The 18,997-nt window shown below is 72.1% G+C and carries 17 protein-coding genes; 6 read left to right on the forward strand and 11 right to left on the reverse strand.

From position 1 onward, the window contains the following. Nucleotides 1-17: 17 nt before the first annotated feature. From ACZ6JY_RS36585 to ACZ6JY_RS36600, 4 genes are all read right to left on the reverse strand, one after another. Nucleotides 18-509, reverse strand: a complete 492-nt coding sequence (locus tag ACZ6JY_RS36585; RefSeq protein ID WP_469203185.1) for a hypothetical protein — start codon at nt 507-509, stop codon at nt 18-20. Next, nucleotides 506-2,995, reverse strand: a complete 2,490-nt coding sequence (locus tag ACZ6JY_RS36590) for a molybdopterin oxidoreductase family protein (protein ID WP_469203187.1) — start codon at nt 2,993-2,995, stop codon at nt 506-508. The genes ACZ6JY_RS36585 and ACZ6JY_RS36590 overlap by 4 nt, the downstream gene beginning before the upstream one ends. Before the next feature lie 80 nt (nt 2,996-3,075). Then, nucleotides 3,076-3,285, reverse strand: coding sequence for a DUF5133 domain-containing protein (locus ACZ6JY_RS36595; RefSeq protein ID WP_469203226.1), 210 nt, complete (start codon nt 3,283-3,285; stop codon nt 3,076-3,078). Between the two features lie 141 nt (nt 3,286-3,426). Beyond that, on the reverse strand, nt 3,427-4,482 hold the full coding sequence (locus ACZ6JY_RS36600; protein WP_469203189.1) for a glucose 1-dehydrogenase: 1,056 nt from the start codon (nt 4,480-4,482) through the stop codon (nt 3,427-3,429). Nucleotides 4,483-4,701: 219 nt separating this feature from the next. Here ACZ6JY_RS36600 and ACZ6JY_RS36605 point away from each other — a divergent pair, with 219 nt between their 5' ends. The 3 genes from ACZ6JY_RS36605 (at nt 4,702) to ACZ6JY_RS36615 (ending at nt 8,525) form a co-directional block, all read left to right on the forward strand. After that, nucleotides 4,702-5,628 carry a hypothetical protein gene (locus ACZ6JY_RS36605; RefSeq protein ID WP_469203191.1) on the forward strand — a complete coding sequence of 309 codons (927 nt, stop codon included), beginning with the start codon at nt 4,702-4,704 and terminating at the stop codon, nt 5,626-5,628. Then, complete coding sequence (gene ku / locus ACZ6JY_RS36610; protein WP_469203194.1) at nt 5,628-6,623, forward strand: non-homologous end joining protein Ku; 996 nt, start codon at nt 5,628-5,630, stop codon at nt 6,621-6,623. Before ACZ6JY_RS36605 ends, ku begins: the two co-directional genes overlap by 1 nt. 81 nt (nt 6,624-6,704) lie before the next feature. Then, complete coding sequence (locus ACZ6JY_RS36615) at nt 6,705-8,525, forward strand: thiamine pyrophosphate-requiring protein (RefSeq protein ID WP_469203196.1); 1,821 nt, start codon at nt 6,705-6,707, stop codon at nt 8,523-8,525. Nucleotides 8,526-8,624: 99 nt separating this feature from the next. On the opposite strand, the gene ACZ6JY_RS36620 is transcribed toward ACZ6JY_RS36615, so the two are convergent. From ACZ6JY_RS36620 to ACZ6JY_RS36650, 7 genes are all read right to left on the reverse strand, one after another. After that, complete coding sequence (locus ACZ6JY_RS36620) at nt 8,625-8,951, reverse strand: plasmid stabilization protein (RefSeq protein WP_469203198.1); 327 nt, start codon at nt 8,949-8,951, stop codon at nt 8,625-8,627. 264 nt (nt 8,952-9,215) lie between these two features. Beyond that, nucleotides 9,216-10,196 (reverse strand): SDR family NAD(P)-dependent oxidoreductase, encoded by a 981-nt coding sequence (locus tag ACZ6JY_RS36625; RefSeq protein WP_469203228.1) that lies wholly within the window; start codon nt 10,194-10,196, stop codon nt 9,216-9,218. Nucleotides 10,197-10,258: 62 nt separating this feature from the next. Continuing rightward, a complete protein-coding gene (locus ACZ6JY_RS36630; RefSeq protein WP_469203201.1) occupies nt 10,259-11,443 on the reverse strand; it encodes an alcohol dehydrogenase catalytic domain-containing protein in 1,185 nt (394 codons plus the stop codon). 174 nt (nt 11,444-11,617) lie between these two features. Then, nucleotides 11,618-14,002 carry a SpoIIE family protein phosphatase gene (locus ACZ6JY_RS36635; protein WP_469203203.1) on the reverse strand — a complete coding sequence of 795 codons (2,385 nt, stop codon included), beginning with the start codon at nt 14,000-14,002 and terminating at the stop codon, nt 11,618-11,620. A gap of 135 nt (nt 14,003-14,137) precedes the next feature. After that, nucleotides 14,138-15,037, reverse strand: coding sequence for a sucrase ferredoxin (locus ACZ6JY_RS36640; protein WP_469203204.1), 900 nt, complete (start codon nt 15,035-15,037; stop codon nt 14,138-14,140). 8 nt (nt 15,038-15,045) lie between these two features. Then, entirely contained in the window at nt 15,046-16,254 is a 1,209-nt protein-coding gene (locus ACZ6JY_RS36645; RefSeq protein ID WP_469203207.1) for a cupin domain-containing protein, read from the reverse strand. After that, entirely contained in the window at nt 16,251-16,583 is a 333-nt protein-coding gene (locus ACZ6JY_RS36650) for a hypothetical protein (RefSeq protein WP_469203209.1), read from the reverse strand. Before ACZ6JY_RS36650 ends, ACZ6JY_RS36645 begins: the two co-directional genes overlap by 4 nt. Nucleotides 16,584-16,896: 313 nt before the next feature. On the opposite strand from ACZ6JY_RS36650, the gene ACZ6JY_RS36655 reads away from it, so the two are divergent. The 3 genes from ACZ6JY_RS36655 to ACZ6JY_RS36665 all read left to right on the forward strand — a co-directional run bounded on the left by ACZ6JY_RS36655 (nt 16,897) and on the right by ACZ6JY_RS36665 (nt 18,730). Continuing rightward, nucleotides 16,897-17,520, forward strand: a complete 624-nt coding sequence (locus ACZ6JY_RS36655; RefSeq protein WP_469203210.1) for a hypothetical protein — start codon at nt 16,897-16,899, stop codon at nt 17,518-17,520. 125 nt (nt 17,521-17,645) lie between these two features. Continuing rightward, nucleotides 17,646-18,095 (forward strand): phage holin family protein, encoded by a 450-nt coding sequence (locus tag ACZ6JY_RS36660; protein ID WP_469203213.1) that lies wholly within the window; start codon nt 17,646-17,648, stop codon nt 18,093-18,095. Next, nucleotides 18,071-18,730 (forward strand): DUF3618 domain-containing protein, encoded by a 660-nt coding sequence (locus tag ACZ6JY_RS36665; protein WP_469203215.1) that lies wholly within the window; start codon nt 18,071-18,073, stop codon nt 18,728-18,730. The genes ACZ6JY_RS36660 and ACZ6JY_RS36665 overlap by 25 nt, the downstream gene beginning before the upstream one ends. Nucleotides 18,731-18,997: the final 267 nt, after the last annotated feature.

The raw sequence follows: 18,997 nt of genomic DNA on the forward strand, positions 1-18,997 counted from the left end.
CCACGCGAAGGGTGGAATCACAGGCTGCTCAGGATCTGCGGCGAGAGCGTCTTGATCATGGTGTTGGTCCAGCGCATCTGACGGATCGTCCGCGGGTGGCAGGACGAGACGAGTCGGAGCAGGCCACCGTCCTTGGTGGCTTGCGCGGCCTGGCCGAGCATCTCCCAGTGCAGCGAGTTCTCCGACGCCGCCAGGTGCAGTGTGCGCAGGTCACGCAGGAGGAGCAGGCCGGGCTCCGGCGGACGCCCCGCGGCTTCGCCCGGCCCCGGCGTCCGCGCCGCCAGGAAACCGGAGAGGGACGCATCCGGCGCGCCCTTCAGGGACAGGTGCCACTCCCCGGCCATGTCGGCGAGGCGCCGCACATGCTCGCGCGACCACGCGGCGAGGTCCGTCGCGACGTGGTGGACCTCGTGCTCCGCGGCATGGCGCCCGGCGACCGCCGTCAGCTCATCGGCCATGCGCGCCTCGCCGTCGTGGACGGCCCGCAGCATCAGCTCGACACCGTTCACCGGCCGTCTCCCTCGCGCTGGTTCCAGGTGGTGTCCGGCGCCTGGGACACCCGCGCCCGCGGGCCTCCCGTGGTGACGGCGACACCCTCGGGCCTGGCGGGGGCGGACGCGGTGGTGGTCGGCGCCGGGGAGTGTCCGCCACCGCCGCGCTCCACGCGGCGCAGGGCCGCCGCGGCCGTCTTGAACAGGGGCTGCTTGGAGACCGGGTCCCAGTCGGTGACGGTGGCCTCGTTCGCCGCGCGGCCCGGCGTGGTGGCGTCGGGGCCGCTGCCGCCCGGCGTGTCCCAGTAGCCGTAGTGGAACGGCACGAAGAGCAGGCCGGGCCGGATGCCGGTGATCCGCAGCCGGGCCCGCAGGGAGCCGCGGGGGGTGGCGACCTCCATCAGGTCCCCTTCCCGGCAGCCGAGCGCGTCCGCGTCGGAGGCCGAGGCCTCCACCCAGACATCGGGGGCCGCGCTGTTGAGCTGCGGCGCCCGCCCTGTCTTCGTACGGGTGTGGAAGTGGTAGATCGTGCGCCCGGTGGTGAGCTGGAACGGATGGTCCTCGTCGGGCTCCTCGTGCGGCGGCAGGTAGTCCGCGCCCTTCAGCATGGCCTTGCCGTCGGGGTTGGCGGCGCGGTACGCCGCGGCGTCGTTCGACGCTCCCGTGACGAGGTCCTTTCCGTAGGCCTCGCACAGCTCCGGGCCGGCCCAGTCGATGCCGTCGGTGTAGAGGCGCCCGGTGCCCTCGGGGAAGCGGTCGTTGCAGGGCCACTGCACACCGCTGGCCCCGCGCAGTCCCGCGTACGTGAGGCCGGTGTAGTCGCACGGCCGGCCCGCGCTGCACCGCTTCCACGCCTCGAACGCCGACTCCGGGTCGTGCCAGGTGACCAGGGGGCCGCCGTCCTTGTCGCGGAAGTCCATGCGGGCCGCGTAGTCCAGGAAGATGTCCAGGTCGGGGCGGGCCTCGCCGGGCGGTCCCACGGCCTTGTCGGAGAGGTGCACGGTCCGGTCGGCGTTGGTGAACGTCCCCGTCTTCTCGCCCCACGTCGCCGCTGGCAGCACCACGTCGGCCAACTGGGCCGTCTCGGTCAGGAAGAGGTCCTGCGCGACGACGAAGAGCCCCTCCGAGGCCAGGACCGAGCGGATGCGGGACAGTTCGGGCAGCGAGACCGCGGGGTTGGTGCCGCTGATCCACAGCATGCGGATCGACCCCTGCTCGGCGTACCGGAACATCTGCATGGCGTGGGTGGGCGGCGCGTAGTGCGGGATGGTCCGCGGGTCGACGTTCCACACGCGCGCCAGGTCGGCGACGTGGTCGTCGTTCTGCCAGTTGCGAAAGCCCGGCAGGTCGCCGTTGGCTCCGCACTCGCGGGTGTTCTGCGCCGTGGGCTGGCCGTTCATCTGGAGCACCCCGGCGCCCGGCCTGCCGAGCATGCCGCGCAGCAGGTGGAGGTTGTTGACCTGCACCGCGGCGGCCGTCGCCTGGTGGGACTGGTAGACGCCCTGGAGCACCGTGGACAGCATGCGCCCGGCGTCCCCGATGATCTCGGCCGCCGCCCTGATGCGGTCGGCGGGGACGTCGCAGATTCCGGCCGCCCACTCGGGCGTGCACTTCTCGACCTGGGCGGCCAGTCCGTCGAAGCCCACCGTGTGGGCCGCGACGTAGTCGTCGTCGACGCGGCCGGTACGGATCACCTCGTGCAGCAGGGCGTTGAGCAGCGCCACATTGGTGCCGCCGCGCGGCGCGAGGTGCACGGTGGCCTTGCGCGCCACCAGGGTGGGCCGCGGGTCCACGCAGAGCAGCCGGGGCGGATCGGCGCCTTCGAGGCGGTCGAGGATGCGCATCCACTGCACCGGCTGGGTCTCGGCGAGGTTGTGGCCGTAGAGCGCGATGACGTCCGCGTGGTCGATGTCGTCGTAGCTGCCGGGCTGTCCGTCGCAGCCGAAGGTCTCCTTGAGCGCCTCGGCCGCCGTCGATGTGCACAGCCGGGTGTTGCCGTCCAGGTGGTTGGTGCCGATGCCGGCCCGGGCGAGCACGGCCAGCGTGTAGTACTCCTCCAGGAAGAGCTGGCCCGAGGTGTAGAAGCCGATCGAGCCGGGGCCGCGCTCGTCGAGCAGTTCCTTGGAGCGGGAGACGATCCGGCCGAGGGCGGTGTCCCAGTCGCACTCGACGAGCCGCCCGCCCTCCCGGACCAGCGGCCGGGTCAGCCGGTCGGGGGAGCCGTTGGCCTGCCAGCCGAAGAGGTCCTTCGGCCCGAGACGGCCGTGGTTCACCCGGTCCACGGCCCGGCCGCGCACACCGACCATGCGGCCGTCCTTGACGGCGACGTCCATCGCGTCGCCGTCGGAGTGCAGGATGGACGCCGTCTGCACCCACCGGTCGACGCCGTCGGGGTCGACGCCCTCGGCCAGGTGGGTGTCCACGCGGGCCGGCCACGGTTCATGCCTGCCGTACGGGGAGCGGCTGCCCCACGGCTCCGCGATCCGGTCCACCGAAGCGTCCACGCCTGTCTCCTCGCCTGCCTGCCGAGCGATGACGGCGCAGAGGGCGCCGATCGGTCACCGGTACCCTCTGCCGCAGGCTTCTAACGAACCTTCGCTCTGGCCACCGCGAGGGCGCTCTGTATGTCGCGGGTCCCGGTGGAGACACACAGGGTGTAGACGAGGTCTTCCATGCGCCGACGCGCTTCGGCGCTTTCCGCGCCTTCCGTGCTCTCGGCTCGGGCGGGGTGGTGGGAGCTCAGCTCCTCGTAGTTCTCGACAAGGTTTCGCAGAACCGGTTGGGCCATCAGCACGGCGGTCATCCTTTCGGGCTAATCGACTTACGCCCTTGCTGTACCCCGCGCCCATCCCGGCATTCCTCCCCTTCTTCTTCTTTTTCTTCTTTTTCGCCAGGATGGACATTTCGCCACAGGCTGGTGATGGCAGCTCCCGGCTCACTGCTCGTCGAGGGTGATGACCACCTTGATGTCGTCCTCGCGCGCGGCGAACGCCTCGGCGGCGCGTTCCAGCGGCACACGCCTGGTGATCATCCGCTCCAGCCAGGAGCGGTCGGCCTTCGCGAGGGCGTCCGCTCCCTGGCGGTAGTGGCGGAGGTTGGCGTTGACCGAGCCCACGACCGCGTCGTTCTCCAGCACCAGGTCCCTGTTGATCGTCCCCGCGTCCACCGACAGCCGGCGACCCTTGGGCGAGACGCCGGTCAGGCAGACGATCCCGTACGTAGCCGTCCCGGCCATCGCCCCGAAGACCACGGAGCCGGCGCCGGTCGCCTCGATCACCACGTCGGGACGGAGCGCCGCGGTGACGTCGCCGCTGTCCTCGCTGTGATAGGTCGCCCCCAGGTCCCTGACCAGGCCCGGCTTCGGCCCCCGGGTGACCTGGTCCAGTACGTGTACGTCCAGACCGCGCTGCACGCCGAGCAGTGCCGCGAGCAGGCCGATCGGCCCCGCCCCCGTGACAAGGACACGACGCGGCTCGAACCAGGCACGGCTGCCGACCCGCTCCACCTGCTCCCACGCCTTGGCCACCACGGTGGTCGGTTCGAGCAGCATCCCCACCGGCTCCAGGGCGGCGTCGAGCCTGACCGCGTAGTCGCTCTCCACGGTCCAGGAGCGGCTGGCGTAACCGTGGCGTTCCTTGATGCCGCGCTCGGTGTAGCGGCCGTTGCGGCACATGTCGAACTCGCCGTGGGCACACGCGCCGCACGGCTCCGGGTCCGGGCGGCGCACCACGCCCACCACCAGATCCCCCTCGGCGAAGCCGCTGTCCCGCGGTGCCTCACGCACCCGGCCCAGCGACTCATGGCCGAGGATCAGTCGGTCGTCGCCGGGCGGCGCCCAGCCGTAGTCGCCCGCCACGATCTCCTTGTCGGTGCCGCAGACCCCGACCGCGAGGCCGTCCACCAGCAGCTCACCCTCGCCGCGCACCGGCTCGGGCATGTCGCGTACGGACAGGGAATCGCGGGCGGAGGGTCGGACGGTGACGGCACGCATGGGCACTCTCCAGGTTCTGTACGGGCGGACGGATGGGCGGCCGCGTGGCGTAGGGGGCGTTCGACGACCGCTGCCCCTGGGTTCCCGCCCTCGGGAGGCCCATACGCCGCCGTTCGCCCCCGGCGCGAGTGCCGATCGGCCCGACGCTCCGCATAATCCCCACAGAAGCATCTTTACGTGTGACCGGTGCGGCGGCAGGGGGCGGAGAAGGGGACGTCCGTGGACCTGGAGACGGTCGCCGACGAGCTGTACGGACTGCGGCCCGAGGAGTTCACCGCCGCCCGCGACCAGCGCGCGGCGGCGGCCCGGAAGGCCGGTGACCAGCCGCTCGCCGAGCAGATCAAGGCCCTGCGGCGCCCGAGCCTGGCCGCCTGGGCCGGCAACCTCCTGGTGCGCGGGCAGCCCGAAGAGGTACAGCCCCTCATCCGACTGGGTGAAGGGCTCCGCCGGGCGCATCGCGACATGGACGGGCAGCAGCTCCGCGAGCTGTCACGTCAGCAGCACGCCTTGATCAACGCCCTGTCCCGGCAGGCAAGGCAGCTCGCCGCCGACGCGGGCCACGCGATCGGCGAGGCCGCCCAGCGCGAGGTCGAACAGACCCTGCACGCCGTCCTCGCCGACGAGCGGGCCGCGAAGGCGTGGGCCGAGGGCCGGCTGACCAGGCCGCTCGACGCCACCACCGGCTTCGACGCCGCCCTCCAGGACGTCGGAACCCGCGAGGAACGCCCCGCCGAGCCGCCGACGGAGAAGCGCCGCTCACAGAAGGAGCCACGGAAGCCGGACACCGCGGCCGAGGAACGCCGGCGCCAGAAGCTCGCCCGCGCCCGGCAGGACGCCGAGGACGCGGACCGCGTACTGCGGGAACGCCGGGAGGAGGCAGCGGCGGCCGACGGCCGGGCCGAGGAGGCCGCGGGCCTGGTCCGGGAGGAGGAGCAGCGCCTCGAAGAGCTGGCGCAGGAGCGCGAGAGCGTGGCGGAGCGGCACCGCAAGGCCCGCTCCGCCGAGCGCGAGGCCCGCGACGCGGCGCATGCGGCCGACCGCGCGGCACGCGAGGCGGCGAGCCGGGCCGAGAAGGCGTCCGCGCTCCTGCGGCGGCTGACCGCCGATGACCGCGACCACCGTGACGGCGAAGGAGACGACGACTGATGGCGAGATCGATCTGGAGCGGGGTGCTGACCTTCGGGCTGGTCACGGTCCCCGTGGGCCTCTTCACCGCGACCGAGGACCACACCGTCCACTTCCACCAGCTCCAGCGGGGCACCGGCGACCGCATCCGCTACAAGCGGATCAACGAGCGCACCGGAAAGGAAGTGGAGAACGACGACATCGTGAAGGGCTACGACCTCGGCGATGGCGACTACGTCGTCGTCGAACCCGAGGAGCTCGACGACATCGCCCCGGGCAAGTCGAAGGTCATCGACATGACGGGCTTCGTCGACCTCGACCGGATCGAGCCCGTGTACTTCGACCGGACCTACTACGTCGCGCCGCGCGGCAAGGAGTACGCCAAGGTCTACGAGCTGCTGCGCGCGGCCCTTGAGCGGTCGAACAAGGCGGGCATCGCCACGTTCACGATGCGCAGCAAGCAGTACCTCACCGCCCTGCGCGCCCAGGACGACGTACTGGTGCTGCACACGATGCGCTGGGCCGACGAAGTGCGCGACCCGCGCGAGGACCTGGACGTCATGCCCGCCCGGCGCCCCAAGGTGGCCGACCGCGAGCTGAGGACGGCCCAGCAGCTGATCGACGCCCTCAGCATCGACTGGGACCCGGACGACTACCACGACACGTACGAGGAACGCGTCAAGGAACTCGTCGAGGCCAAACGCGAGGGCAAGGAGGTCGTCAGCGAGGAAGGGCCGCCCGACGCCACGAATGTCGTCGACCTGATGTCGGCCCTGGAGCGGAGTGTCGAACGGAACCGGGGCAAGAGAGCCGCGGGCAAGCGGGACGCGGGGGAGAAGGCCGCGGGGAAGAAGGCCCGCGACCGCACGGCCGGGGGGACCCGGCGGCCGGACCTCTCGTCGCTCACCAAGAGCGAGCTCTACCGGCGCGCGACCGACGCGGACGTCCCGGGCCGCTCGAAGATGAGCCGGGAGCAACTCGTCGAAGCCCTCCAGGGGCGGAACGCCGCGGCCTGAATCGGGGCCGTTCGGCCCGTGACAGGCGGCGGCCACCGGGTACGCGTGCGGGGGCCAGCGGACAAATCGAGAGGAATTCACGTGACCGTCAAGGTGTCCGACCACATCCTGGAGCGCCTGCGCGCATGGGATGTCGACCATGTCTTCTCCTACGCGGGCGACGGCATCAACGGCCTGCTCGCGGCCTGGGGCCGCGCGGGGAACAGGCCCGAGTTCATCCAGGCGCGCCACGAGGAGATGGCCGCCTTCCAGGCCGTCGGGTACGCCAAGTTCTCCGGCAAGGTCGGTGTGTGCGCCGCGACGTCGGGCCCCGGGGCCATCCACCTGCTCAACGGCCTCTACGACGCCAAGCTCGACCACGTACCGGTCGTGGCGATCGTCGGACAGACCAACCGCAGCGCGATGGGCGGCTCCTACCAGCAGGAGGTCGACCTCCTCAGCCTCTACAAGGACGTCGCATCGGACTTCTGCGAGATGGTGACGGTGCCCGAGCAGCTCCCGAACGTCCTCGACCGGGCGATGCGCGTCGCCCGCACCGAGCGGACCGTCACCGCCGTGATCGTCCCCGCCGACGTCCAGGACCTCGAATACTCCCCGCCGACGCACGCGTTCAAGATGGTGCCCTCCAGCCTCGGTGTGTCCACGGGGGCGCCGGTGCCCGCGCCCGAGGACATCGCCCGCGCGGCGGAGATCCTGAACGCCGGCGAGAAGGTGGCCGTCCTGATCGGGCAGGGCGCCCGCGGTGCCCGCGCCGAGGTCGTGGAGCTGGCGGACGTCCTCGGCGCAGGGGTCGCCAAGGCGCTGCTCGGCAAGGACGCGCTGCCGGACGACCTGCCCTTCGTGACCGGGTCCATCGGCCTCCTCGGCACGCGGCCCACGTACGAGATGATGCGGGACTGCGACACCCTGCTCGTGGTGGGTTCGAGCTTTCCGTACTCCCAGTTCCTTCCCGAGTACGACCAGGCGCGGGCGGTCCAGATCGACATCGACGCGTCCATGGTCGGGCTGCGCTACCCCTTCGAGGCCAACCTCGTCGGCGACGCGCGCGAGACCCTCAAGGCCCTGCTGCCGCAGCTCAGGCGCAAGAAGCACGGCGCGTGGCGCAAGAAGATCGAGAAGGACACCGCCCGCTGGTGGGAGGTCATGGAGCGGCGTGCCGCGGTGGACGCCGACCCGGTCAACCCCGAGTACGTGGTCCACGCCCTCGACGAGCTGCTGCCGGACGACGTCATCCTCGCCGCCGACTCCGGCTCGGCGGCCAACTGGTACGCACGTCACCTGCGCATGCGCGGCGACATGCGCGGGTCGCTCTCGGGAACGCTGGCCACCATGGGGCCCGGCGTGCCGTACGTCATCGGCGCCAAGTTCGCCCACCCGGACCGGCCGGCGATCGCCATCGTCGGCGACGGCGCGATGCAGATGAACGGCATGGCCGAGCTCATCACCATCTCCAAGTACTGGGAGCGGTGGAGCGATCCGCGGCTGGTCGTCGCCGTGCTGAACAACGGCGACCTCAACCAGGTCACCTGGGAGATGCGGGCGATGGAGGGCGCGCCGCAGTTCGAGCCCTCGCAGAGCATCCCGGACGTGCCGTACGCCGACTTCGCCCGCTCGGTGGGGCTCGGGGGCGTACGGGTGGAGAAGCCCGGCGACGTCCAGGCGGCCTGGCGGCAGGCGCTCGCCTCCGACCGGCCCTTCGTCATCGACTTCCGCACCGACCCGGCGGTGCCGCCGATCCCGCCGCACGCCTCCCTCGACCAGATCGAGGCCGCGGCCTCGGCGGTCCTCAAGGGCGACAGCGACCGGGCGGGGATGGTCCGGCAGGGGATCAAGTCGAAGATCCAGGAGATGCTGCCGGGCAACCGGCACCGCGACGACCGTCCGGGTGCGGACGGAGGCTGAGCGGCGGCCGCGTACGACGGCGGCCGCGTACGACGGGGTGCCCGTGGCGGTGAGACCGCCGCGGGCACCCCGTCGCTTCCGCCGTTCCGTCGTTCCGCGTCAGCGCCCCAGCGCCTTCTTGAGCTGCTGCTTGTTCATCGAGGAGCGGCCGTCGACGTTCTTCTTCTTGGCCTCTTCGTAGAGCTGGTCCCTGGTGGGGCCCTGGGAGCCGCTGTGCGAGCGCTCCCCGCCGCGCTGCGACGCTGACTTGGGGTCCTTCGTCGACGTCCTGCTCGCCGTCTTGGACTCGCCGGAGCGGGCCCGTTCCTTGTTGACCGTGCGCGCCGCGATCTCCTTGGCCCGGCCCTCGGACGTGCCGCGGTCCTCGGCGCCTTCCTTGATGTGCTCGTACTGACGCTCACGCTTCTTGCTGGATCCAGCCGGCATGACTACCTCGCTCTCTCATGGCCACCGGTCACCGGGTGTGCTCACGATGGCCCTGCTTGTGGGTATGTGTCCCAGTTTCACACCGGTACCCGGACCTCGCCCGATCACGCATACGGGTCGTGCGGCGCCCAACTGCCGGGGCGGCGCCGGTCGCTGTGGTCCCAACGACCGGCGCCCGGCCCTCGCGTACGAGGACCTCTCTCGCGGGTGATCCGGTACGGCGATGTCATGCCCGCCCGGCCCCGAAGACTCCGCAAACTTCCTTCAGGGGCTCTCGTCCCGCTCGTTGTAGGCGCGGGCCGCCCGTTCGTTCAGGGCGCTCCCGGCCCGCTGCACGGTCCGCGTGACCGGTCCCCGTGGCGGGTCGATGTCCTTGCCCTCGCGCTGCCCGCCGGGGCCGCCGGGGGCGCTCGGCAGGAGGCGCGCGGCGACGCCGCTGAGCCGGGTGGTCGCCGCAGGGGCGATCCCGTGCGCCAGGTCGGCCGCGCGCGCCGCGGGGGTCAGCACGAGGCGGGTGCGGCGCCGGACGACGGCCCGCACGATGCGCTCGGCGGCGCGCCCCGCGTTCATCGACACCAGCGGCGTGCCCGCGAGGGTGGAGAACCACCCGTACTCCTGGCTCCGCGCGCCCCCGAACTTCGCGTGCAGATGGGAGCCGGTGCGCATCAGGCCCGGGTACACGGCCGTCACGCTCAGCCCGCTGCCCGCCGTCTCGGCCCGCAGCCCCTCGGCCAGGACGCCGATGGCCGCCTTGGCGCACGAGTAGGGCAGCAGGTGCGGAACGCCGAGCAGACCGCCGATGGAGGAGATGAGCGCGAGCCGGCCGCCGGCGGGGCTCTCCCTGAGATGGGGGAGGGCCTCGAGGGCGGTGTGCAGGGCGCCGTGGAACATCGTCCGCATCGCCTCCTCGAACTCCTCGGCCCGCAGCGCCTCCAGCGGAGCGACCTGGATGATGCCGGCGTTGGCGATGACGATGTCGACGCTTCCGCAGGCCTGCCGCGCGGCGGTGAACAGCTCGCGCACGGCCGCCTGGTCCCGTACGTCGCAGACCGTCGTCCGCACGGTCGCCGCAGGGTGGCGGGCGAGCAGCTTGGCGCGGGCCCGCTCCAGTTCCCCGCCGTCGCGCGCGGCGACCGTGACGGCGCAGCCGCGGGCCAGCAGGCGGTCGGCCATGAGCAGTCCGAGGCCGCGCGATCCGCCGGTCACGACGGCGGAGAGACCACCGAGGTCGTCCGCGCTCCCCATGGTCCCGGCCATCGCCCTGGTCACCCGTCTCTTCCTGTTCCCGTTCCCGTTCCCGTTCCTGTTCACGGCCGCAGCAGCGTCTTGATCATGCCGTCTTCCTTGGCCTGGAACGTCTCGTACACCTTCGGGGCCTCCTCCAGGGAGACGTGGTGGGTGGCGAAACCGTCGACGCCGAGCGGGTCCTCGTCGGTGAGCAGCGGCAGGATGTCGTCGACCCAGCGGTGGACGTTCGCCTGGCCCATGCGGAGCTGGAGCTGCTTGTCGAACATCGTCAGGAGCGGCATCGGGTCGACGGCTCCGCCGTAGACGCCGGAGAGCGAGACCGTGCCGCCGCGGCGGACGATGTCGATCGCCGCGTAGAGGGCGCCCAGACGGTCGATGCCGGCCTTCTCCATCACCTTCGCGCCGACCGCGTCGGGCAGCAGCCCCACGCCCCACTGGGCGGCCTTGGTCAGCGGCGCGCCGTGGGCCTCCATGCCGACGGCGTCGATCACGGAGTCCGTGCCGCGGCCGTCCGTCAGCTCGCGGATCGCGTCACCGATGTCCTTGCCGTGGCGGCGCAGGTCGATGGCCTTGACCCCGTCGAGCGACGCCCTGCTCAGCCGCTCGGGCACCAGGTCGACGCCGACGACCAGGCTCGCGCCGCGGTGCAGGGCGATCCGCGCGCACATCGCCCCGATCGGCCCGAGACCGAGCACCGTCAGGGTGCCGCCGGGCGGGATCGCGGCGTACTCGACGGCCTGCCAGGCGGTCGGCAGCACATCGGAGAGGTAGACGAACCGGTCGTCGGCGGGGCCGTCGGGCACCTTGATGGGCAGGGTGTTCCCGAACGGCACACGCATGTACTCGGCCTGCCCGCCCGGCACCTGTCCGTAGAGCTTGGTGTAGCCGAAGAGGGAGCCGCCGGTGCCCTGGTCGCGGTTCTGCGTCGTCTCGCACTGGGAGTGGAGGCCCTGGCCGCACATGAAGCACTCGCCGCAGGAGACGTTGAACGGCACGACGACCCGGTCGCCCACGGCCAGTTCCGTCACCCCGGGGCCGATCTCCTCGACGACGCCCATGGGCTCGTGGCCCAGGATGTCACCGGCGTCCAGGAACGGGCCGAGAACCTCGTACAGGTGGAGGTCCGAACCGCAGACCCCCGTGGAGGTCACGCGGATGATCACGTCGGTCGGATCCTTGATGACCGGGTCGGGAACGGTCTCCACCCGCACATCCCGCCTGCCCTGCCACGTCAGTGCCCGCATCGCTCACTCCTCGCACCAGCTGTTGGTCGTAGCCCTGCTGTCGGCGCGCGGGTTCCCCGGGCCGGAGGTGTCATGCGGGACCCACGACGACGCGAGCCACGCCCACCCTCCAGCAAACCCACACCCACCCGCCCCCGCCAACCGCAGCGGGGCGTTCGGGGCACCGCCGGGCTCTCACGCCACGGGTGGCAGGGGTTGCTCGGTCCAGATGGTTTTGCCCGAGTGGGTGTAGCGCGTTCCCCATCGCTGGACGAGCCGCGCGACGATGAACAGTCCTCGGCCGCCCTCGTCGTCCTCGCTGCTGTGGCGCAGGTGCGGTGAGGTGTGGCCGGTGTCCGCGACCTCGCACAGCAGGGTGCGGTCACGGATCAGGCGTACCTGGATCGGCCCTTCGGCGTACCTGACCGCGTTGGTGACCAGTTCGCTCACGACCAGTTCGGTGGTGAACGCCAGCTCCTCGAAGCCCCAGTCGTGCAGTTGCCGCGTCGCGAGCTCCCGGGCGTGGCCCGCGGCGACGGGTTCCGCGGGCAGCTCCCACTCGGCGACCTGCGACATGTCGAGTTCGCGGGTGCGGACGAGGAGCAGGGCCGTGTCGTCGGCGGTCGAGCCGTCCGGCAGGAGCTCCGCCACGGCCCGGTCGCAGAGCTCTTCGAGCGACGCGTGGCGGTCGCTCAGCACCCGCCCCAGGGTGTCGAGGCCGTGGTCGATGTCGCGGTCGCGCGCCTCGACCAGGCCGTCGGTGAAGAGCGCGAGCAGGCTGCCCACCGGCAGTTCGATCTCCGCGGACTCGAACGGCAGGCCGCCGAGGCCCAGCGGCGGCCCGGCCGGCAGGTCGGGGAAGGACGGCCGTCCTTCCGGGTCGACGACCGCGGGCGGCAGATGCCCGGCCCTGGCCATGACGCAGCGCCGCGTGACCGGGTCGTAGACCGCGTAGAGACAGGTCGCCCCGGTGGTCACGTCCGCGTACGTGCCGTCGGACGGCCCGAAGCCGCTCTCCTGCTCGTCCGCCGTCTGCGCCACCAGGTCGTCGAGCCGCGTCAGCAACTCGACGGGGTCCATGTCCATCTGGGCGAAGGCGCGTACGGTCGTACGGAGCCGGCCCATGGTGGCGGCCGCCTGCAGGCCGTGGCCGACGACGTCGCCGACCACGAGTCCGACCCGCGTCCCGGACAGCGGGATGACGTCGAACCAGTCGCCGCCGACCCCTGTCACGTCGTCCGTGGGCAGATAGCGGTAGGCGAGGTCGACCGCCGACTGCTCCGGCAGTTGCTGCGGCAGCAACTGGCGCTGGAGGGCCAGGGACGCCGTGCGTTCCCGGGTGAAGCGGCGGGCGTTGTCGATGGACACGGCCGCACGGGCGACCAACTCGTCGGCCAGCGCCACCTCCCCGCTGTCGAAGACGGCCGTGCCGGTGCCGCGGACGAAGGTGACAAGGCCCAGCAGACTGTTCTCGGCCCGCAGCGGCACCACCAGGGCCGTGTCGTCGAGTACGAGCCCGCCCGAGGAGAGGCTGCGGTCCTGCGGTGAGCCGGACGGGTACTCCACGGGCGAGCGGTTCGCCGGGGGAGGGGCGGCGAGGCCGTCTCCCGGCGCTGCCTCTGCCGAGCGGCGGGCGACCCGCACCAGGGACATGGCCTGCGAGGAGCCGGTGGCCGGCGTCTCGCCCTCCAGGACCGCCCTGCCGAGGTCGACCGTGACCGCGGCGGCGAACTTCGGCACCGCCACCTCGGCGATCTTCTCGGCCGTGGCCGTCACGTCCAGGGCGGTCCCGATGCCGCGGCCCGCCTCGACCAGCAGGGCGAGGCGCCGCTGGGCCTTGTCACGGTCGGAGATGTCGAAGGCGTCCTCACACACTCCGAACACGTGCCCGTCGGCGTCCTGGAGCCGGTAGTAGGCGCAGGACCAGAGATGGTCAGTCTCCGGGTCGCTGGGCGGACGGCCCTGGAAGTGCAGGTCGAGGAAGGACTCACCCGTGTCGAGGACGTGCCGCATCACCGCGTCGAGCGTCGGCGGATGCCCCTTGGTCACGAACTTGCCCTCGAGGTACATGTCATCGGCCCGCGAGCCGCGGAACTCGGCGAACGGCCGCCCCATCTCCTGCTCGTACGCCGCGTTGCACCAGGCCAGACGCAGATCGGTGTCATAGATCGCGAGCCCGACGGGCGACTGGGTGGCCAACCCGTGCAACAGCGCGAGCCGGGCCTCCCACAGCCGCACATCCGTGAGTTCCGCCATGACGAGGACACGCGCCGCCGGTCCTGCGTCCGCCAGCTCGCACGGCGCGACGGCCACGATCAGCTCACGCCCGTCCCGGTGCCGGGCGACGCGGATCTCGTTCCTCCGGAACCCGGGCGGCACGGCCGAGGGCGCCGGGACCGGCGGCAGGAACGCGACCAGGGGCTGCCCGACGATCTCCTGCGCCCGGTGGCCGAGGAGCCGCTCGGCGGCGGCGCTCCACCCGATGACCGTGTCCCGGGCGTCGAGGACCGCCGTGGCCCCTTTGGTGACGTCCAGCGGGCCACGGAAGTCGGTTCTCGGCTCGGCGTTCGGTGCAGTCATGGCGCCACATCAGCCCCGTTCATTGCCTCCAGCGTCCGCCGTCCCCGGGAGAGGCACAACCGCGGAGGCCGACGGCTCGCCCATGCGGGGTGCGGAGCCGGAACACGAGCGGGGTGCGGAGCCGGGGGCACGGGCTCAGCCCACCACCCGGACGGAGGTGACCTCGTGGACGACGGCGGAACTCATCGAGAGGCCGCGGCAGGTCAGCTGACGCGGCGGTGTCCGGTGGGAGCGCACCTCGACGTCGAAGGCCGCCGGGTGAGGCGTTCGGGTGGTGACGCGGACGCGCCAATGGTCGTGCTCGCGGACGGTCGCGACGACCGCGTAGTCATGCCGGCCGGCCGGACCGAAGCGCCTGAGCAGCGCCGCGACAGCGGCCTGCTGCGGCGGGAAGAGGTCCGTGTACCCGCGCAGATGCTCGGCGTGGATACGGTCGGCCAGATGCCCCGCGACGGTCTCCACGCACGAGGCGGCATCGAGGTTGCCGTAGTAGACACCGTCGGGCACGACGACGACGTTGCCGGCGAACCGGTCGCCGCCCACGTGGCTGCACTCCCACACCAGATCCGGCCAGCGTTCGCTGAGGGCACGCCCGACCGGCCGGCCGCGCACGGCGCAGCAGGTGTCGTGCTGACCGTGGGCGCAGACGCCGACGACGGGCGGCAGGCCGAGTCGTCCCCGCGCGCCGAGAGCGTCCGCGATCCGCGCCAGGTCCTCGTCGCGGTTCCACGTGCCCCACTGCTGACGGTGGGCGCCGGCGCTGTCCTGGCGAAGCACGGCCCACTGCCGGGGACCTTGCGGGGCGCGGCGTCCGTGCCGCCTGATCAGAAGGATGCGCGCGCGCACCGACCGGGCCGCGGAGAACACGAGTTCTTTGACGTGGGGCTCAAGGGCGAGGCCGTCGAAGCCGTTGGACGGCCAGCCGCCCCCGTACTCGACGAGGACCCAGACGGAGCCGTACGGCGCCGTGCCCGCGAGGGGGTCGCCGCGCGTTCTGGCGGCATCGGCGCAGAAGAAGCGTTCGCCCGCGGTCACCGCGGCCGTCACCGTTCGGCGGGGACCAGTACGCCCGCGCGCAGCAGTCGCTCGACGAGTCCGACGCCGAGGTCACCGGCGGTGCGGACCTCTCCGTCGAGCATGCGGGTCACCGACGGAAGATCGGCCTCCGGGAAGTCGAGTCGCCCCACCCGCGTGACCAGACACGAGCCCACGAGGCGCGCCTCCAGTGAGGCCCGGAGCCGCACGGGCGAGTCGGGGGCAAGCCCTCTGACGGCCGCGAGCTGGGCCAGCGGCCCCATCGGCGCGGGGCGCTCCTGGCTCCGCCGCGACCGGTGGAACAGCGGCGCGGAATCGGCCCGCTCGACGGCGCCGATGAGGCGCTCACGTACGAGGCCCATCTCGTCGTCAGGGCCGTCCACCCCCAGGGGCAGGGTGCCGCGCATCTCGGGATCGTCGCGCAGCGTCGCGAGTGCGGCCTGGGCGAGCTGTTCGGCCAGCGCGTACCGCGTCCAGTTGTGGACTCCGAGCGTCAGGTGGACCGAGACCTCGCCCTGCGCCTCGGCGGCGTGCAGCCAGCCGCGCGGCAGGTAGAGGACGTCGCCGGGTCCGAGGACGGTGTCGATGTACGCGTCGCCCCGCGCGGCCTCGGCGACGGCGGAGCGGCGATCGGTCCAGGGCTGGTCGCGCAGCGGGTCGGGATGGACGGGCTCGTGGATGATCCAGCGCTTGGTGCCGCCGATCTGGAGCACGAAGACGTCGTGGACGTCGTAGTGGGCGTCGAAACCGCGGTTCTGCGGCGGTGTGACGTAGGCGTTGGCCTGCACGGGATGCCCCAGCTCGGCACCCAGCCGGGCACTGAAGTCCGCGACCGGCCCCCACGTGCGGTGCAGAGCCTGGAGGACGAGCGTGGCCCCGTCGGCGAACGCGCGCCACAGCGCGGTGTCGTCGAGCTGGTCCGAGACGGTGGCGCCGACACCGCCGGACGAGGTGAACGACGGCTCGGGCAGCGTGGAGCCGTCCTTGGCGACGCGGAGGAAGGGCGTACGCAGTCCGCGGCGTGAGATCAGTTCGTCCACGGCGTCGGCGGAGAACAGGTCGGAGAAGTCACTCGCGCGGCGCGTGAGCAGCGCGGTGCGCGCCCACACGTCACGGGCGAACTCCTCCCGCCCCAGGCCGCCGGTCAGACGTGCTTCCAGGACGCCGACGCCCGTTCTGGCGCCGACGCCCTGAAGCCCGGTCGTGGGGATGCTCAAACGCCGCTGCCGGACTCGCCGGCTCCGCCGTCCGCGCCGCCGTCCTGGACGCCGGGCGTACCGGCCGCGCCGCCGTCCGCGGGCCCTTCGGCTCCGCCGTCCGCGCCGCCGTCGTGCACGCCGGGCCTACCGGCCGCGCCACCGTCGGCGGGCCCTTCGGCTCCGCTGTCGGCGCCGCCGTCCTGGACGCCGGGCGTACCCGCCGCGCCGCCGTCCGCGGGCCCCTCGGCTCCGCCGTCGGCACCCCCGTCGTGGACGCCGGGTGTACCTGCCGCGCCGCCGTCCGCGGGGCCCTCGTTCTGGTCCGGGTTCTGCTCGGGGTTCGCCATGCTTCCTCCTGGAATTCCTGAGAATCGAACGGCTGGAGTGGGCGCGACTCCGGAGCCCTCTCTGTTCCCACCAAGCTCGCTCAGGCGATGTGGGTCGGCAACCTGGATGACCCTCCGTGCCCGCCGGTGGCCGCAGTCGTGCCCGACATGCGGAGGTGGCCCGCGTAGGGCAGCGTGGAAACCGGACTACGGCCGAGGCGCCGGGGATGGCGTACGCCACCTGGTCACCACCCACAGTCACCCCTGGCGCCCGGCGACGGCACCAGCGTTCCCTCGCGGGTGCCGGACACCCCTTGATCGACCAGGAGGAGCTTTGAGTGACTTCCAGGGCACGAACCGCCAGGACCAGAGAAAGTCGGCGGCGATGGCGGAAACAGCACGGGACAAGGCGAGCGAAGGCGCCGGGCTGGTCAACGAACAGGCCGCCGAAGTGGCCGGAACCGCCAAGGAACAAGCGTCTGGAGTGGCTCACGAGGCCACTGCCAAGGCGCAGGAACTGGTGGGAGATCTGCGCGGCCAGCTCCAGGACGAGGCCCAGTCCCAGACCCGGCGCCTGGCGGAGAACGTGCGCCGACTGGCGGACGAGCTGCGGGACATGAGCGCGAACGGCAGGCCCGATTCCACTGCCGCGGGTGTGGTGGGCCAGATAGCGGACGGCGGCCACCAGATGGCTTCCCGCCTGGAGCAACGCGGGCCGGATGGCCTCGTCAGCGACCTCCAGGACTTCGCGCGCCGCCAGCCGGGTGTGTTCCTGGCGGGAGCGGCGGTGGCGGGTTTCGTCGCGGCGCGGGCCGGTAAGGGCGTCAGCGCAGCCGGTTCGTCGGCTACGCCGGACCCCTCCGCCACGCAGCGCTACGCCGCTACTCCGGGCGCGGCCGCCGAGAGCGAGCGGCGCCGAGTTCCCCCGAGCCCGACGAGCCCGGCCGGCCTCACGTGAGGGGCGCGGACAATCCCCGGGCGGGTTGTGCGCGGCCTCCACAACCCCCTGGTCGGTTCCCGTCCGTACCCGCGTCCCCACCGGCTCACCGGGGCACGCGGGGGCCCAGCCAGAGGAGTTGAACGGTGGCCACAACATATCCGCCGACCGTCGGCACGGACACCCAGCGTCCGACGGCTCCGCGTACCACCACGTCGGACGAGCCTTCGATCGGTGAGCTGCTCAGCGAGATCAGCACCGATGTGTCGCAGCTCGTCCGCGATGAGATCGAACTCGCCAAAGCCGAGATCAAGCAGGAGTCGTCGAAGGCCGGCAAGGCCGTCGGCATGCTGGGCGGGGCCGGTTACGCCGGTCACCTCGTCCTGCTCCTGGGCAGCCTGACCGCGATCTTCGCCCTCGCCCATGTCGTGGACATCGCCTGGGCGGCGTTGATCATCACTGCCGTGTGGGCGGTGATCGCAGCGGTGCTGTACACCACCGGCCGCAAGCGCCTGCGCACCGTGAACCTCAAGCCTGAACGAACCGTGGAATCCCTGAAGGAGGATGCCCAATGGGCACGACACCCGACGAGCTGAGGACCGATGTGGAGTACCGGCGCGCTCACCTTGCCCACAACGTCGACCTCTTGGCGGACAAGGTGACCCCCCGCAGGGTGGCGCAGCGCAAGGCCGGCGCGGCCCGGGGGCGGCTGACCGGCATCAAGGAACGCGTGATGGGCACGGCCAGTGACACCGCGGGCCATGTCGCGGACACCGCGCACGGCTTGGCGGATTCCGCGGGCCAGACTGCGGGAAGCCTCGCCGACACCGCCAAGGACACGACCGGACAGATCGGTGACGCCGTCCAGCGGGCGCCCTCCCAGGTGAAACAGCAGACGCAGGGCAGTCCGCTCGCGGCCGGTCTCGTCGCGTTCGGCGCCGGCATGCTGACCGCCGCACTCCTGCCGACCACCAAGGCCGAGGAACGCGCGGGCCAGCAGTTGCGCGAGCACTCCGACGAACTCCTCGAACCGGTGAAGCAACAAGCCGTCCAGGCAGCGCAAGAGGTCAAGGAAGAGCTCCGTCAGCCGGCCACCGAAGCGGTGGAAGCGGTCAAGTCCACGGCACAGGACGCCGCCCGCACCACGAAGGAGCAAGCCCAGAGCGCCGGACAGGACACGGCGCAGGGGCTGCGCGAAATGGGCAAGGGCGAAATGGGCAAGGACACCTGATCCGTCGGCCGTACGAGCCGAGCCGACGCGGTCAAGCGGAACCAGGACGACCGGCCCACCCTTCGGTCAGGGGTGGGCCGGTTTCCGTGCTGCGGTTTCTGTGCGGCGGGGTCGTGCTGGCCGCTCTTCGGCGAGCGGTAGGGCCAGGGCCAGGGCCAGGGCCAGGGCCAGGGCTAGAGATCTTTAAGGGTGTGGGTTACGTGGGGTCGTGACGGCAGTCGTGGGCCGCGCTATGCCGGAGAAATGAGGTATCCCGATGGTGGTGGG

Source organism: Streptomyces sp. NPDC046335, from assembly GCF_055587985.1.